The sequence below is a fragment of the Halobacterium yunchengense genome, assembly GCF_037031165.1.
Lineage (GTDB): Archaea > Halobacteriota > Halobacteria > Halobacteriales > Halobacteriaceae > Halobacterium > Halobacterium yunchengense.
Genome location: NZ_JAYEZL010000006.1, coordinates 86,583 through 100,868, shown reverse-complemented (window position 1 = coordinate 100,868; position 14,286 = coordinate 86,583). Strand labels below are relative to the sequence as shown.

Sequence of the window (14,286 nt, the reverse complement as noted above, 5' to 3'; positions counted from 1 at the left end):
GACGCGAACCCGTCACGGTCGTCTCGGGTCCTCACTGCGACGCGTAGGCGTCGCCGCCGTCTGTCGGTCCGCCACCGCTACATGTACATTCGGTCGTCGCCGCGCTCCTCCTCGGTGACGCGCTCGACCCGCTCGCTCAGCCGCTCGTAGTACTGGGCGACCTCCGCCGCGAAGTCCTCGAGGGGGCCGGTGTCGACGTCGAAGTCGTGGACCGCGGCGACAGCCTCGACCAGCCGGATCGCTGCCTCGACGTCCGGGATCTGGGCGTGCACCGGCGTCGTGTACACGCACGCCCGGAGGTCGGAGTCGATGCCGCGCTCCAGCAGTTCCGCGTTCACGCCGTCGAGGAAGCCGTTCCCCATCGGCTGGACCGCCCCGTCGGCGAGGTGGGCGTCCCGGTAGTCCTCGGTCGCGATGTAGAACGCGCGGTGGTCGTCCGGGCCGTGGGCCACCGGCACGCCGGAGAGCACGGCGACGTCGTCGACGCCGTTGGCCGCGATCCAGTCGACGAGCGACTCGCTGAACGCCGACGCCACTGACACCGGCACGAACAGCTCGCCGACCAGCACGGTGAACCCGAGGTCCGGCCGGGAGAAGAACCGCGTGTGGTGGCGGGGAGTCCCGTTCTCGAAGGGCGTGATGGCGGGGAGGTCCGGCGCGGCGACGTAGCCGGTCTGCTCGAGCTCGAGGTGGTCGACGAGGTAGTCCACCGCGGTGAGGCCGGCGAGGCCGAACTCCGAGAACCCGCAGACGAGGGTGGTGCTCGGCTCCGAGTCGTGCGTGAACTCGAACGCGGTCCGGTCGGCGGCGTCCGTGCGGCCGGACGATGTGTCGCCTGCCATACGCGACACCGACGGCGACCAGTCCCTTAGCGCTTGCCCGAGCGGCGAACGGCAGCCACGGCGGCGGCCTCGCATCAGTCGGCGCCACCGCGACCAGGCGGGGCGGCGGCCTCGCGTCAGTCGCCGCGGCGGAAGACCACGCGGTCCTCGAGTCCGGGGTCGATGCCGTGCTCGCGGGCGTAGTCGGCGAGCACCTCGTACTGGACGTCGAGGCGGTCGACGCGGTGGGCCTCGTCGAGGGCGGGGAACTCGTCGTCCGAGTAGAACAGGTAGTCGGTGGTCGCGAGCGTGTACGTCGCGTCCGGGTCGACCGGGTCGCCGTCCACGCGCGCGTCGGCGAGTTCGCCCGCGGCGTGGTCCCACGCGAGGTGCGCGCCGGAGACGTGCGCGTGCCACCAGTCCGGTTCGGCGAACCCGAGCGAGCCGTCCCGCGCGCCGCGGAACACGTCCAGCAGTTCCTCCCCCGAGAGCTCGGCGACGGACACCGGTTCGTCGAACGGCACGACGCTGACGAGGTCCGCGACCGTGACGTCGCCCTGGATGGCCGGGCCGTCGCGGACGCCGCCGGAGTTCTGGAGCGCGACGTCGCTGCCGGCCGCCCACCGGTAGGCGTCCGCGACGAAGTTCCCGATGCGGGACTCGCCGCGGAACAGCGTGGACTCCGTGCGCTCGAGGGGGTCCTCGACGCGGCCGACGGTGTCGTTCAGGCCGGTCCGGGCGAGTCGCTCGCGGAGGCGCTCGGCGAGCGGTTCGAAGACGGGCGCGTCGGCGACCTCGTGGCGCGTCACGTCGCCGGTCTCGAGGTCGACCTCGAGGACGACGCCCCCGCCCGACCCCGGTCGCGTGAGGAGCGTGCCGTCGACGCGCTCGACGCGCTCCGTGGGGACGTGGCCGCCGAGCACGGCGTCCACGTCGGTCGCCACCGCCAGTTCCTCGTCCCCCTGTCCGAGGTGCGAGAGCGCGACGACGTAGTCGGCGCCCGCGTCCCGGAGCGCGTCCGTCGCCGCCCTCGCGGCCGCCACGGGGTCGGTGACGGTGAGGTCGCCCGCCATCGGGTTGAGGGAGGGCGTCGCGTCGTCGAGCACGCCGAGGAACCCGACGGTCGCGCCGTCCCGCTCGACGGTCGTCCAGGGGACGGCGCCGTCGACGCGGTCGCCGTCCCGGGTGACGTTCGTGCTCACCCACGTCTGCGGGGACGCCGCGACGAGGTCCGCGGTGACGTCGGCGCCGTAGTCGAAGTCGTGGTTCCCGAACGTCTCGACGTCCGGGGCGACGGCGTCGTAGAAGTCCAGCGCCTGGTGGCCCTCGGTCACCAGCGACAGCACGCCCGGCGCCGTGTTGTCGCCGGACCCGGCCGCGAGGGCGTCCCCGCGGTCCCGGAGCACGGACGCCAGCCGGCCGGCCTGCGCGGGCGAGTCGTAGACGTTCTCGAGGTCGGAGTAGTGAAAGATCCGGACCGCCATTACCGGAACGGAGGCCGCCGTGCCGGAAAGCGGCTTCGGTCGACTGGACGGCGAGTCCGGCCGGGGGCGCCGGGAATCCGGACGGACAGGGCTAAATGCGGGAGCGGACTACCCGGGGACATGTTCACGGTCGCGAGCGAGGACGGCGACCTCTACGTCGCCGAGGACGAGGGCGAGCGCGGCCAGGACGGCCCGTTCCTCGTCGTCTACCGGACGCCCGAGCGCGAGCGCCGGTACGGCTGGTACTGCACGAACTGCGAGTCCGTCGACAACGCGATGGACTCGATGGGGCGCATCCAGTGCAACGTCTGCGGGAACTTCAAGAAGCCCGACGAGTGGGACTCGGCCCACGAGTGACGCGGACGCGCGGCCGCCGCGGGCCGCTCGCAGGGAGGCCTACTCCGCGTGCGGTCCGGGCGGCGAGCGCCGACTCCAGTCGCGGCGGAAGGCGAGGACGGCCGCGAGCGCGCTCGCGAGGACGCCGACCGGGAGGCCGGCGAGCAGCATCGCGGACGCGAGGCCGACGGCCTGCGTCCAGAGGACGGCGGTGGCGAGCGCGCCGCCCGCGACGAACCCGAGGACGCCGGCGACCGTCGTCCAGAGGCGACGCGTCGTCCGCACCGACGCGCTGCCGGTGGCGCGTCGCTCGCTCCAGTACGTCAGGCCGAAGTACGTGAGCGGGACGAGCGCGACGCCCGCGACGACGCCGGCGGGCGCGCCGAGCAGCAGGGACGGCCAGACGTACGGGTCAAGGAGCGCGGTGACCGCGACGCCGACGGCGACGAGGCCGAGCAGGCCGACGGCGAGGCTGACGAGCGCCTTCGCGTAGGTGTGCATACGCAGTCGTACGGCCCGAGGAAGTATAACACCACCTACACTTCTCGGGCGGCGGGCGCGAGCGGCGTCGCGGCTGTCGGCGAGCGATAGTGCCGCCCCGACTGTCGGTGGACGTGAGCACCGCCGCAACTGCCGATAGACGTGAGCGCCGCCCCGACTGCCGGCTGGCGTGGTTTTATGCCGCGCGTCGGCGACGGCTCGCCCATGAGCCGCATCCGTGCCCTCGACGCGGCGACCCTGGAGCGCGTCGAGTCGTTCGTGAGCGAGTGGCTGACCGACGAGTCCGTGCCGGGCGCGAGCGTCGCGGTGGTGGACGGCGACGACGTGGTGTACTGCGAGGGGTTCGGCGCCCGGGACCTGGAGTCGAACGCGCCCGCGACGCCGGACACCCTGTTCGGCGTGGCCTCGGTGACGAAGTCGTTCGTCGCCGCGAGCGTCCTCCAGCTCGCCGCCGACGGCCGGGTCGCCGTCGACGACCCAGTGACCGAGTACGTCGACTTCTACGAGGGGCTGGACGACCCGCCGACGGTCCACGAACTCCTCTCGCACTCCTCGGGGCTGCCCAGCGACGGCGCCAGCGTCGCGCTCATCTCGCGGCTCGTCGGCGAGGGGGCGGAGACGGCGCCGCTGAGTTCGGGCGCGGACCTCCGCCGCCACGTCCGGGACTCGCTGGGCGAGCGCGCGACCGGCGACCGGTTCTTCTACTACAACACGGGCTACACGGTCCTCGGGACGCTCGTGGAAGCGGTCGACGGCCGGTCGTTCCCCGAGTACGTCGCCGACGAGGTGCTCGCGCCGCTCGGGATGGACCGCTCGGTGGTGCGCGCGGACCCCCGTGACCACGAGGACGGCATGACGCCGTACCGCCGGACCGACGACGGCGTCGAGCGCGCGGACTTCCCCGTGAAGGGGGTCGGCGCGGCGGGCGGCCTCCTCAGCACCGCCAGCGACCTCGCGGCGTACCTCCGGTTCGCGATGCGCGGCGACGAGGCCGTCCTCGCCGACGACCTGCGCGAGCGAGCCCAGCGCGGCCACGTCGAGCGCGGCGAACTGCTGGACGGCACGGCGAAGCGGTACGGCTACGGCTGGATGCGCCGGTCGTTCCTCGGCGACGACCTCGTCGGCCACTCCGGGTCGCTGGGCGTCTCGTCGGCGTACCTCGGCTTCCTCGCGGACGCCGGCGTCGGCGTCGCGGTGCTGGCGAACACGTCGCCGGCGGTCCACCCCACTTACGTCGGGCCGGCGATTCTCGCCGTCCTCCGGGGCGAGGACCCCGAGGACGCGGTGCCGTTCTACGCGCTGCGCGCGAAGTGCGAGCGCGTCGCCGGCACCTACGAGTCCTACCGGGCGGCGCTGACCGCGGACGTCGAGGCCGCCGCCGGCGGCCTCGAGGTGTCCGTCGAGACGGCGCTCGGCTCGGAGTCGCTGACGGCGTTCCCGGAGTCGCTGGACGGCGGCGACCTCGCGTTCTACGCGGTCGACGCGGCCGGCGAGCGCGTGCCCGTGACGTTCGAGGCCCACGGCGACCACCTGGACTGCTACTACCGGCGGTGGCGCCTCCACGAAGCGGACGAGTGACCACGTTCCAGGCGTTTCACGACCCGCCTATCCGCCTAGATACCTGACATCGGACAGCTGGCATACGGCGGGAAAGTTTATAACCCGACGTGGCGAAGCAGGAAGTGCATGGGGACTGTTAGCACCCCTCCCGACGAGCAGGCCCGGTCGATCTTCGACGACCTCGGGTACAGCCTCGCAGGTGACGGCACCGAGTTCTCCGCGACGCGCGACTGGAAGGAGATACGCGTGACAGCCGTCACTGACGACGTCGACGCCGACGACGACGGCGCCTATCGCTGCTTCGTCACGTGGGCCGACAACGCCGCAGCGCTCGAGCGAGAGCTCAGTCGGCTCGACCCGCCCTACGAGTGGGCGGTCATGGGGGTACAGGAAGACGGCGACTACGAGGTGGCGCGCGCGCCGCCAGTCGAGTAACGCGCCACCGCCCGTTCTCCGTCTCGCGGAACCGACCAGCGGCGGCTACGCGTCCCGCAGCGCCTCCCGGGTCGCCGCGAGGCCGGCGTCCGCGTCGACGTCCGCGCCGAGCGCGTCGAACGCGTCCGCGAGCGCCGCCACCACGAGGGTCACGTTCTCCGGGCGCGCGCCGTGGCCCATGCAGCCGATGCGGAACACGTCGCCCGCGAGGTCCCCGAGCCCGGCCGCGATCTCGAGGTCGTAGTGCTCCAGCACGTAGTCGATGACCGCGCCGTCGTCGACGCCGTCGGGCACGCGCACCGCGTTCAGGCTCGGCAGCCAGTAGTCGTCCTCGGGGTTCAGGCCGAGCCCCATCGCCTCCACGCCCGCCTTGAGCGCGCCCGCCATCCCGCGGTGGCGCGCCCAGCGCTCCTCGACGCCCTCCTCGGCGACCAGCCGCAGCGCCTCGCGGAGCGCGTACACGTTCGACACCGGCGCCGTGTGGTGGTACGAGCGCTCGTCGCCCCAGTACCCCTCCAGCAGGGAGAGGTCGAGGTACCACGACCGCACGTCCTCCTCGCGGTTCAGGACCTTCTCCATCGCGCGGTCGTTCAGGGTGAGCGGGCTCGCGCCCGGCGGACACGACAGGCACTTCTGCGGGCCGGCGTACGCCACGTCGATGCCCCAGTCGTCGACGCGCAGCTCCACGCCGCCGAGGCTGGTCACCGTGTCGGCGATAACGAGCGCGCCGTGGTCGTGGGCGGCCTCGGTGAGCGCCGGGACGTCCGTCTGCTTCGCGCCCGTCGAGGTCTCGGCGTGCACGAACCCGAACACGTCGGGGTCGAACTCCTCGCAGGCGTCCGCGACGTCGTCCGGGTCCAGCGGCTCGCCCCACGGCGCGCCGACGCGCACCACGTCGCCGCCCGCGCGCCGCGCCATCTTCGCCATCCGGTCGCCGAAGTAGCCGTTCGTCGGCGCGAGGAACGTGTCCCCGGGCTCGACGAGGTTGCCGATGGCGGCCTCCATCGCCGCCGACCCCGTCCCCGAGACGGGGATGGTCCACTCGTTGTCCGTCCGGAACGCGTACCGCAGCAGCTCCTGTGTCTCGTCCATCATCTCGATGAACGACGGGTCGAGGTGGCCGACCAGCGGCGTGCTCATCGCCTTCAGCACGCGCGGGTGGACCGGACTCGGCCCCGGCCCCATCAGGGTTCGCTGCGGCGGTGTCAGCTCTCCGACGTCTGGTGCGTCGCTCATAGGCTAACCCCTGCCCGCGGCCCGCAAGAAGCTTCGGGATGCGGACCCCCGCGAGCGCGGCAGTCGCCGCCACACGGCGGGTAGAGTTACGTGCCCCGGGGGCTACGCCGCCGCAGGCCAGCGCCGCCGTCGTCGCCCGCCGACCTGGTGGAACACACCGTCGAGGAGTTCCTCGGCGGCATCGCCGCCGCGCTCCCGCGCGTGCTGGCTGGACTCGTGTTCCTCGCGCTCGCCGCCCTCGTCGTGCGCGCGCTCGTCGCGGCCGTCCGCGCCGCCCTCGACCGCGTCTACCCAGCCCAGCCGGTGTACGTCCAGCTCGGCGCGACCGTCGCCGGCGTCTACCTCCTCCGGGACATCGACTTCAACCCCGGCGACCGCGTCGTCGCGGGCGGCGTCGAGGGCGTCGTCCGCACCGTCGAGCTGCGGAAGACGCGGTTCGACGTCGGCGGCGACACCGTGGTCCGCGCGAACGCCGACGTCGAGCAGAAGTGGACGCGGAAACCGGAGTGCGCGGGCCGCCGCGGCCGGCCCGCAGTGGGCCGTGCTAGCGAGTCGACCGCGGACTTATGCGGCGTGGCGGCGTAATCACCGCCATGTTCGTCGGGCACGCCGCGTTCGCGTTCGGCGCCGTCGCCCTCGCCGCCCGCCACGCCGGGGCGTCCCGCGAGCGCGCGCTCGCGCTCGCCGTCGCCGCCGGCCTGTTCGCGGCCGTCCCCGACGTCGACATGGCGTACGCGCTCGTCGGGCTCGCGGCCGCCGACCCCACCAGCCCGATGGCGGTCGCGAGCTCCTTCTGGGGCGCGTCGACGGTCGTCCACCGCGCCGTCACGCACTCGGTGGTGGTCGCGGTGCCCGCCGCGGCCGCGTTCGCGCTCGCGCCCACGCACCGCCGCGTCGCGGCCGGCGCGCTCGCCGCGCTCGTCGCCGTCGCCGGCGTCACCTCGGGCCCGCTGGCCGCGGTCATCGTCGCGCTGTTCGTCGCCGGCGGCTGGCTCGTCGCGCGGTTCGCCCACGCCACCGACGTGCGCGGCCGGGCGCTGTTCGCCGTCGCGCTGTTCGGCCTCGCCAGCCACCCGTTCGGCGACCTCTTCACGGGCGAGCCGCCGCGCCTGCTGTACCCCCTCGACGCCGCCGTCTTCGACGGTCGCGTCGCGCTCTCCGCGGACCCGACGCTGCACCTGCTGGGCGCGTTCGGCGTCGAACTCGCCGCCGTCTGGCTCGGCGTCGCGGCCGCGGTCTGGCTGGCTGGCGACCGGCTCGCGGCGCACGTGAACTGGCGGGCGACCGGCGGCGCGGCGTACGCGCTCGCCGCGCTCGTCGTGCCGCCGCCGACACTGGACGCGTCCTACCAGTTCGTGTTCAGCGTCGTCGCCGTCGGGTTCGTCGGCACCGTCCCGACGCCGCGGCTCGGCGAGCGGTCGCTGGCACTGCCGTCGCCCGCGACCGCCGCCGTCACCGGGCTCGCGGCGGTCACCGTCGCCGGCGCCGCGTACGCCGTCGCGTACACCGCCGGGCTCCCCTGAGCCGCTCAGCCGGCCCTGGGCGTCCCCCAGGACCCGTCACGGCGGGTACCTTTATCCGGCAGGACGGGGTAGTTCATCCCGATGGTCTACAAGAAGATCCGACTCATCGGCACGAGCGAGGAGAGCTTCGACGCCGCCGCGGAGAACGCCATCGACCGCGCGGAGGACACCCTGAACAACGTCAAGTGGGCGGAGGTCGTCGACCAGGGCGTCGAGATCGCGAGCGTCGAGAACCGGCAGTACCAGGTCGAGGTCGAGGTCGCGTTCGAACTCGAGGACTGACGCCGACCGCACTCGGGGGCTGACGCCGACCGCACTCGAGGACCGGGACCGACCGCTCAGGTGCGGAAGGACTCCCCGCACCCGCACTCGCTCTCGACGTTCGGGTTCTGGACGTGGAAGCCCGCGCCCTGCAGGCCGCCCTCGAAGTCGAGCCGACTGCCGCCGACGTAGTCGAGACTGGACTGGTCGACGAACAGCCGGAGGCCGTTGCTCTCGAAGATCGCGTCCTCGGACTCTGGCTCGTGTTCGAAGCGCATCCCGTAGGAGAGGCCCGCGCAGCCGCCCTGCTGGACGTACAGTCGCAGGCCCGCCTCCTCGGGGTCCATGTCCTCGCCGGCCATGAGGTCCCGCGCCTGGTCGGCGGCGGCCTCGGTGGCGGTGACGACGGCGTCGCCCTCGCCGGTCTCGGCGGTGGTGCTCATGTCGAAGACGTTCGTGGGTCGACGGCATAAGCGTGGCGCCCCCGCTAACAGTTCACACGGCCAGGTGGCGGCCGGGTGTCGACCACGCGGCTGCCACCAGGCGTATCCGGCGGGGAGCCGTCTCCGTCGACGTGAACAGAGCACACGGCATCATGGCGGTCGGCGCGGCCCTGTTCGTGCTCCCAGTGCCCGGCACGTTCGTCGCCGGGTTCGCGGTGCTCGTCGCGGGCGCCCTCGACAAGTTCCTGTGACGGCGGCGGGTCGAGCCCGCCCGCGTCAGTCGTCCTCGAAGCGCGCGTCCACGCTGTCCGCGTGTGCCTCCAGGCCCTCGGCGTCCGCGAGCGTCGTCACCGCCTCCCGGAGGGCGGCGAGCGCGCCCTCGTCGAGGCGCTGGACGGTCGTCGACCGCAGGAAGGTGTCGACGGAGAGGCCGCCGGCGACCTTCGCGCGGCCGTTCGTCGGCAGCACGTGGTTCGTGCCGGTCGCGTAGTCGCCGGCCGCCACGGGCGCGTACGGCCCGAGGAACACCGAGCCCGCGGAGTCCACGCGGTCCAGCAGCGCCTCGTCGTCGGCGGCCTGAATCGAGAGGTGTTCGGCGGCGTACTCCTCGGCGAACAGCACCGCCTCGCTCATCGACCGCGCGACGAACACGCCGCTGGCGTCGCCGTCGAGCGCCTCCCGGATGACGTCGGCGCGCTCGCGGTCGCCGACGCGGTCGTCGACGGCCTCGCAGACGGCGCCGGCCGTCGCCTCGTCGTCCGTCACGACGACGACGCTCGACTCGGGGTCGTGTTCGGCCTGCGCGAGCACGTCGGCCGCGACGAACTCGGGGTCGGCGGTCTCGTCGGCGAGCACGAGCAGCTCGGAGGGGCCGGCGAGGAAGTCGATGTCGACGTCGCCGCGGACCTCGGCCTTCGCCGCGGTGACGTACTTGTTCCCGGGGCCGACGACCTTCTGCACGCGGTCGACGGTCTCCGTGCCGTAGGCCAGCGCCGCGACGGCCTGCGCGCCGCCCGAGGCGTACACGCGGTCCGCGCCCGCGACGTGCGCCGCCGCCAGCGTCACCGGGTGCATCTCCTCGGCGGGCGGCGTCGCCACCGCCACCTCCTCGACGCCAGCGACCTTAGCCGGGAGCACGCCCATCAGCACCGACGACGGGTACGCTGCGGTGCCGCCCGGGGCGTACACGCCGACGCGCTCCAGCGGCCGGAACCGGCGGCCGAGCTCGCGGCCCTCCGAGAACTCGCGGCGCCAGTCCTCGGGCACCTGGGCCTCGTGGAACTCGCGGACGTTCGCCGCGGCGGCCTCGATGGCGTCCCGGACGTCGTCGCCGACCTCGTCGTACGCCCGTTCGGCCTCGTCCGTGACGTCGACGTTCCCGAGTTCCACGTCGTCGAACTCGCGGGCGTACTCGCGGAGCGCCACGTCGCCCTCCTCGCGGACGCGCTCGACGACCTCGCGGACCGTCGACCGCACCGACTCGACGCCCGCCGTCCGCTCGAAGAGCGCGCGCCGGCGGTCCGGCCCGAGGTCCGCGACGGCTTCGTAGTCCATACGCTCCGTAGCGGCGGCCAGCGAAAAGGCGTTTCCGTTCCCGAGACGGCCGCCGGCGTCACGAACGACGCGCGGTCCCTACGTCCCCGACCGGGTCAATCGCCGGCGCCCGCCCGGAGGTCGCGGAGGTGTTCGGTCGCGCCCTCCCGGATGACGTCCTCGGGGCCGACGACGCACTCGCGGCGCACGGCCGGGAACTGGCCCTCGAGGAGGGCCTCGACCTCGCCGTCGAGGTCCGCGAGCGCCTCGACCGGCCGGCCCTCGAGGTGGTCGGCGAGGATGCTCGCGACGGCCGAGGAGACCGCACAGGAGTCGCTGACGAAGCCGATGTCCGCGATGGTGCCGTCGTCGGCGACGTCGACGTGGAACTCCCCGTCGTCGCCGCAGCTGGTCTCCGAGGAGTGCTTGCGGAACGTCGGCGCGTCCAGGCCGCCCGCGCCAGTCGAATCCCGGAAGTGCTCGCCGACGCGGTCGTGGTAGCGGTCCGACGCGAGGAGGGCGTCGCGCTTCTCGCGGGCGTCCTCGATGGCGTCGAGGAGCGCGTCGACCTCGTCTCTCGTGGTGTAGACGTAGAAGGACGCCCGCACGGACCCCGGGACGTCGAGGACGTCGTGCAGCGGCTGCGTGCAGTGGTCGCCCGCGCGCACCGCGATGCCCTCGTCGTCGAGGAGCTCCGAGAGGTCGTGGCCGTGGACGCCGTCGACGTTGAACGACACGAGGCCGCTGCGCTCGACGCCCTCTGGCGGGCCGTACGTCTCCACGTCGTCCCGGGCCTTGAGTTCGCGGAGGAGGTACTGCGCGAGGTCGTTCTCGTGGTCGCGGACGGCGTCCATCCCGAGGTCGTCGAGGTAGTCCGCCGCCTCGGCGAGCGCGACGCCCTCCGCGATGGGGGGCGTGCCCGCCTCGAACTTCCACGGGAGCTCGTTCCACGTCGCCTCGTCGAAGGTGACGTGGCGGATCATCTCGCCGCCGAACAGGAACGGCTGCATCGCCTCGAGGAGGTCCCGGCGGCCGTACAGGCAGCCGATGCCGGTCGGGCCCGCCATCTTGTGCCCGGAGAACGCGAGGAAGTCCGCGCCCAGGTCGGCGACGTCGACGGGCCGGGTCGGCACGGACTGCGCGCCGTCCACGAGCACGACCGCGCCGTGGTCGCGGGCGAGGTCGGCGAGTTCGCGGACGGGGTTCACGGTGCCGAGGACGTTCGAGACGTGCGCGACGGAGACGATCTCGACGTCGCCGTCGATCACCTCCTTCGCGTGGTCGACGTCGAGCGTGCCGTCGGCCTCGTCGACCTCGACGTACCGGACGTCGGCGCCCGTCTTCTCGGCGATCTGCTGCCACGTGACCAGGGCCGCGTGGTGTTCCATCTCCGTCGTGACGACCGCGTCCCCGGGGCCGAGGTGTTCGAGCCCGTAGCCGTACGCCACGAGGTTCACCGCCTCGGTGGCGTTCTTCGTGAACACGAGTTCCTCGCGGCCGTCCGCGCCCACGAAGTCCGCCAGCCGGTCGTGGGCCTCCTCGTACGCCACGGAGGCCTCGTGGCTGAGCGTGTGGATGCCGCGGTGGACGTTCGCGTTGTACTCGTCGTAGTAGCGCTTCTCCGCGCCGGAGACGCACTCCGGCGTCTGCGTGGTGGCGGCGTTGTCGAGGTAGACCAGCGGCCGGCCGTCCCCGACGTCCCGGTCCAGGATGGGGAAGTCCCGGCGGACCGCCTTGGCGTCGAAGCTCATGCCGTAGGTAGAAGCGAATCTCGCCGATAAGTGTGTGGGAGACCAGCAAAACCCCCCGGAGTCTCGGCCGGGCCGGCGAACGGACGCGGCCGCCCCGAGCACCCCGACCTGGCCGGCGGCGCCGCGTCCGGCCGCGCGGAACGCCCCCTCGCGTCCGGCCATCCGGAACGCCCCCTCGCGTCCGGCCGCGCGGAACGCCCCCTCGCGTCCGGCCATCCGGAACGCTCCCTCGCGTCCGACTGCGCGGAACCCTTCCCGGCGCCGCGGTCGGCCCAGAACCCGGTCGTTTCTTGGTGGTGCTGGCCGTCAACCCGACGATGCCGAGTGCCGCAGTCCCCGACGTCGCGCTCGTCGCCGCGTCCGTCGCCGGGCTCTGGGTCGGCGCCTCCGCGCTCGTCGCGGGCGCCGGCCGCGTGGCGCGCCGCCTCGGCGTCTCCGGGCTGGTCGTCGGGCTTACCGTCGTCGCGTTCGGCACCTCCGCGCCCGAGTTCGCGGTGACGGTCGACGCCGCGCTCACCGCGAAGCCCGACATCTCCGTCGGGAACGTCGTCGGGTCGAACGTCGTCAACCTCGGGTTCATCCTCGGCGGCGTCGCCCTCGTCCACTCGCTGCCCACGGTCGAGGACTTCCTGCGCCGCGACGGCGTCGCGCTCGTCGGCACGACCGCGCTGGCGCTGGCGTTCCTCGCGGACCTCCGACTCACCCGCGTCGAGGGCGCCGTCCTGGTCGCGCTCCTCCTCGCGTACCTCGCGGTCGTCGTCCGCACGGACGGCGCGAGCGCCCAGCCACAGCAGGCCGACCGCGGCCGCAGCACCCGGTTCGAGGCGGCTCGCGCGCTCCTGGGCCTGGTCGCGGTCGTCGCGAGCGCGCACGTCCTCGTGGTCTCGGCCGCCGACCTCGCGCGGTTCGCCGGCGTCTCCGAGTGGGTGGTCGGCGTGACGGTCGTCGCCGCCGGCACCTCGACCCCGGAGTTCGTCGCGTCGCTGGCCGCCGCCCGCCGCGGCCGCCCCGGCCTCGCGGCGGGCAACCTCGTCGGCAGCTGCGTGTTCAACGTCCTCGGCGTGCTCGGCGTCGCGGGCGTCGTCCGGCCGCTCGCCGTGGCGCCGTCCGCGCTCCCGACCACTGCCTGGCTGCTCGCCACCACCGTCCTCGTCGCCGCGATGTTCTGGACGGACCGCGTGCTCTCGCGCGCCGAGGGCGCCGTGCTCGTCGCGCTCAACGCCGCGAACTGGCTGTTCGACGTGCTCGCGTGACCGCCGGCCGGGCGGCCGCGAGCCGGCCCCAAACGTTCATCCGCCTGCCACCCGACCGGGGAGACAGCGATGGTCGCGAGCGGCCCGGTCGTCCAGTTCGCCGTCGTCGCCGCGTCCGTGCTCGGACTGTGGGGCGGCGCGCGCCTCCTCGTCGACGCGGTCGTCCGGCTGGCGCGACGGTTCGGTCTCGGCGAGCTGACCATCGGCCTGACCGCCGTCGCCGTGGGCACGTCCGCGCCGGAGCTGGCCGTGTCCCTGGACGCCGCCCACCGCGGCCTCGGCGACATCGCGGTCGCGAACGTCCTCGGGTCGAACGTCTACAACCTCGCGGCCATCCTCGGCGTCGTCGCCGTCGTCCGCGCGGTCCCCGTCGCCGACTCGCTCGTCCGCCGCGACGGCGCCGCGCTGCTCGCGTCGACGGCGGTGGGTGGCGCCGCGCTCCTCGACCTCGCGGTGACGCGCCTCGAGGGGGCCGTCCTCGTCGGCCTGTTCGCCGCCTACACCGCCGTCCTGCTGCGGTCCGTGCGTCTGGACGGTGCGCCGACCGACACACCGCCCACCGACACACCGCCCACCGACGCGTCGCCGGACGTCACGCGCGACCTCCCGGAGCGCGCGTCGTTCCGCGGCCGCGACGCCCTCTACGTGGTCGGCGGGCTGGCGGTCGTGCTCGTCAGCGGCGACGCCCTGGTCCGGGCGGCGTCGACGCTCGCGCGCGGCGCCGGCGTCTCCGAGTGGGTCATCGGCGGCACCGTCGTCGCCGCCGGGACCTCGACCCCGGAGTTCGCGGTGTCGCTGGTTGCGCTCCGCCGCGGCAGCGTCGGCGTCTCCGTCGGGAACGTCGTCGGCAGCAACGTCTTCAACGTCCTCGGCGTCGTCGGGCTCGCGGCGGCACTCCGGCCGCTCGCGACCAGCGCCACCGCCCTGGAGACGCTGGCGTGGCTGGCCGCCGTCACGGTGGCCGCGGTCGCCGCCCTCTGGACGCGCCGCGAACTCTCCCGGCCGGAAGGCGGCGTCCTCGTCGCCTCCGAGCTCCTGCGGTGGACGCTCGGTCTGCTGCGGTAGCGCACGGCAACTCGGACTTCCGGGCCGGCGACCAGCCCCCGACTCCCAGACCGGCGACCAGTCCCCCACTCCCGGACCGGCGAC

Annotated in this window: 15 protein-coding genes; 8 read left to right on the top strand and 7 right to left on the bottom strand. The window is 73.8% G+C overall.

Features of this window, described 5'->3' with window-relative positions; genetic code table 11:
- Positions 1-77 precede the first annotated feature (77 nt).
- Together U5911_RS14750 and U5911_RS14745 are read right to left on the bottom strand one after the other, a co-directional pair.
- Positions 78-842, bottom strand: a complete 765-nt coding sequence (locus tag U5911_RS14750; protein WP_336037820.1) for a proteasome assembly chaperone family protein — start codon at positions 840-842, stop codon at positions 78-80.
- Between the two features lie 116 nt (positions 843-958).
- Positions 959-2,305 (bottom strand): bifunctional metallophosphatase/5'-nucleotidase, encoded by a 1,347-nt coding sequence (locus U5911_RS14745; RefSeq protein WP_336037819.1) that lies wholly within the window; start codon positions 2,303-2,305, stop codon positions 959-961.
- A 120-nt stretch (positions 2,306-2,425) separates the two neighbouring features.
- Between U5911_RS14745 and U5911_RS14740 the strand changes: the two genes are divergently transcribed.
- Positions 2,426-2,662, top strand: coding sequence for a DUF5816 domain-containing protein (locus U5911_RS14740; protein ID WP_336037818.1), 237 nt, complete (start codon positions 2,426-2,428; stop codon positions 2,660-2,662).
- A 39-nt stretch (positions 2,663-2,701) separates the two neighbouring features.
- On the opposite strand, the gene U5911_RS14735 is transcribed toward U5911_RS14740, so the two are convergent.
- Positions 2,702-3,142, bottom strand: coding sequence for a DUF8147 domain-containing protein (locus U5911_RS14735; RefSeq protein ID WP_336037817.1), 441 nt, complete (start codon positions 3,140-3,142; stop codon positions 2,702-2,704).
- Positions 3,143-3,346: 204 nt separating this feature from the next.
- Between U5911_RS14735 and U5911_RS14730 the strand changes: the two genes are divergently transcribed.
- Together U5911_RS14730 and U5911_RS14725 are read left to right on the top strand one after the other, a co-directional pair.
- Positions 3,347-4,720 carry a serine hydrolase gene (locus U5911_RS14730; protein WP_336037816.1) on the top strand — a complete coding sequence of 458 codons (1,374 nt, stop codon included), beginning with the start codon at positions 3,347-3,349 and terminating at the stop codon, positions 4,718-4,720.
- A gap of 108 nt (positions 4,721-4,828) precedes the next feature.
- Positions 4,829-5,137, top strand: a complete 309-nt coding sequence (locus U5911_RS14725; RefSeq protein WP_336037815.1) for a DUF7116 family protein — start codon at positions 4,829-4,831, stop codon at positions 5,135-5,137.
- A gap of 45 nt (positions 5,138-5,182) precedes the next feature.
- Here the strand turns inward: U5911_RS14725 and U5911_RS14720 are convergent, their stop codons facing one another.
- A complete protein-coding gene (locus U5911_RS14720; RefSeq protein WP_336037814.1) occupies positions 5,183-6,373 on the bottom strand; it encodes a pyridoxal-phosphate-dependent aminotransferase family protein in 1,191 nt (396 codons plus the stop codon).
- A gap of 147 nt (positions 6,374-6,520) precedes the next feature.
- On the opposite strand from U5911_RS14720, the gene U5911_RS14715 reads away from it, so the two are divergent.
- The 3 genes from U5911_RS14715 (at position 6,521) to U5911_RS14705 (ending at position 8,178) form a co-directional block, all read left to right on the top strand.
- Complete coding sequence (locus U5911_RS14715; RefSeq protein WP_336037813.1) at positions 6,521-6,958, top strand: mechanosensitive ion channel domain-containing protein; 438 nt, start codon at positions 6,521-6,523, stop codon at positions 6,956-6,958.
- 8 nt (positions 6,959-6,966) lie between these two features.
- Positions 6,967-7,896, top strand: a complete 930-nt coding sequence (locus U5911_RS14710) for a metal-dependent hydrolase (protein WP_336037812.1) — start codon at positions 6,967-6,969, stop codon at positions 7,894-7,896.
- A gap of 81 nt (positions 7,897-7,977) precedes the next feature.
- The gene (locus U5911_RS14705) at positions 7,978-8,178 is read left to right on the top strand and encodes a dodecin (RefSeq protein WP_336037811.1); all 201 of its coding nucleotides are present in this window, start codon (positions 7,978-7,980) and stop codon (positions 8,176-8,178) included.
- Between the two features lie 56 nt (positions 8,179-8,234).
- Here U5911_RS14705 and U5911_RS14700 read toward each other — a convergent pair whose 3' ends face one another.
- From U5911_RS14700 to U5911_RS14685, 3 genes are all read right to left on the bottom strand, one after another.
- Entirely contained in the window at positions 8,235-8,600 is a 366-nt protein-coding gene (locus U5911_RS14700; RefSeq protein WP_336037810.1) for a HesB/IscA family protein, read from the bottom strand.
- A gap of 276 nt (positions 8,601-8,876) precedes the next feature.
- Positions 8,877-10,154, bottom strand: a complete 1,278-nt coding sequence (gene hisD / locus U5911_RS14695) for a histidinol dehydrogenase (protein ID WP_336037809.1) — start codon at positions 10,152-10,154, stop codon at positions 8,877-8,879.
- Positions 10,155-10,249: 95 nt separating this feature from the next.
- On the bottom strand, positions 10,250-11,884 hold the full coding sequence (locus U5911_RS14685) for a SufS family cysteine desulfurase (RefSeq protein ID WP_418771545.1): 1,635 nt from the start codon (positions 11,882-11,884) through the stop codon (positions 10,250-10,252).
- A gap of 317 nt (positions 11,885-12,201) precedes the next feature.
- Between U5911_RS14685 and U5911_RS14680 the strand changes: the two genes are divergently transcribed.
- Positions 12,202-13,137: a calcium/sodium antiporter gene (locus tag U5911_RS14680; RefSeq protein ID WP_336037808.1), complete on the top strand. Its 936-nt coding sequence runs from the start codon at positions 12,202-12,204 to the stop codon at positions 13,135-13,137.
- Positions 13,138-13,206: 69 nt separating this feature from the next.
- On the top strand, positions 13,207-14,202 hold the full coding sequence (locus tag U5911_RS14675; protein WP_336037807.1) for a calcium/sodium antiporter: 996 nt from the start codon (positions 13,207-13,209) through the stop codon (positions 14,200-14,202).
- Positions 14,203-14,286 lie beyond the last annotated feature (84 nt).

Coding starts and splice junctions, on each gene's coding strand:
- U5911_RS14705 (WP_336037811.1), top strand. CDS start 7,978: ATGGTCTACAAGAAGATCCGACTCATCGGCACGAGCGAGGAGAGCTTC.
- U5911_RS14720 (WP_336037814.1), bottom strand. CDS start 6,373: ATGAGCGACGCACCAGACGTCGGAGAGCTGACACCGCCGCAGCGAACC.
- U5911_RS14675 (WP_336037807.1), top strand. CDS start 13,207: ATGGTCGCGAGCGGCCCGGTCGTCCAGTTCGCCGTCGTCGCCGCGTCC.
- U5911_RS14730 (WP_336037816.1), top strand. CDS start 3,347: ATGAGCCGCATCCGTGCCCTCGACGCGGCGACCCTGGAGCGCGTCGAG.
- hisD (WP_336037809.1), bottom strand. CDS start 10,154: ATGGACTACGAAGCCGTCGCGGACCTCGGGCCGGACCGCCGGCGCGCG.
- U5911_RS14735 (WP_336037817.1), bottom strand. CDS start 3,142: ATGCACACCTACGCGAAGGCGCTCGTCAGCCTCGCCGTCGGCCTGCTC.
- U5911_RS14740 (WP_336037818.1), top strand. CDS start 2,426: ATGTTCACGGTCGCGAGCGAGGACGGCGACCTCTACGTCGCCGAGGAC.
- U5911_RS14725 (WP_336037815.1), top strand. CDS start 4,829: ATGGGGACTGTTAGCACCCCTCCCGACGAGCAGGCCCGGTCGATCTTC.
- U5911_RS14745 (WP_336037819.1), bottom strand. CDS start 2,305: ATGGCGGTCCGGATCTTTCACTACTCCGACCTCGAGAACGTCTACGAC.
- U5911_RS14700 (WP_336037810.1), bottom strand. CDS start 8,600: ATGAGCACCACCGCCGAGACCGGCGAGGGCGACGCCGTCGTCACCGCC.
- U5911_RS14685 (WP_418771545.1), bottom strand. CDS start 11,884: ATGAGCTTCGACGCCAAGGCGGTCCGCCGGGACTTCCCCATCCTGGAC.
- U5911_RS14710 (WP_336037812.1), top strand. CDS start 6,967: ATGTTCGTCGGGCACGCCGCGTTCGCGTTCGGCGCCGTCGCCCTCGCC.
- U5911_RS14750 (WP_336037820.1), bottom strand. CDS start 842: ATGGCAGGCGACACATCGTCCGGCCGCACGGACGCCGCCGACCGGACC.
- U5911_RS14680 (WP_336037808.1), top strand. CDS start 12,202: ATGCCGAGTGCCGCAGTCCCCGACGTCGCGCTCGTCGCCGCGTCCGTC.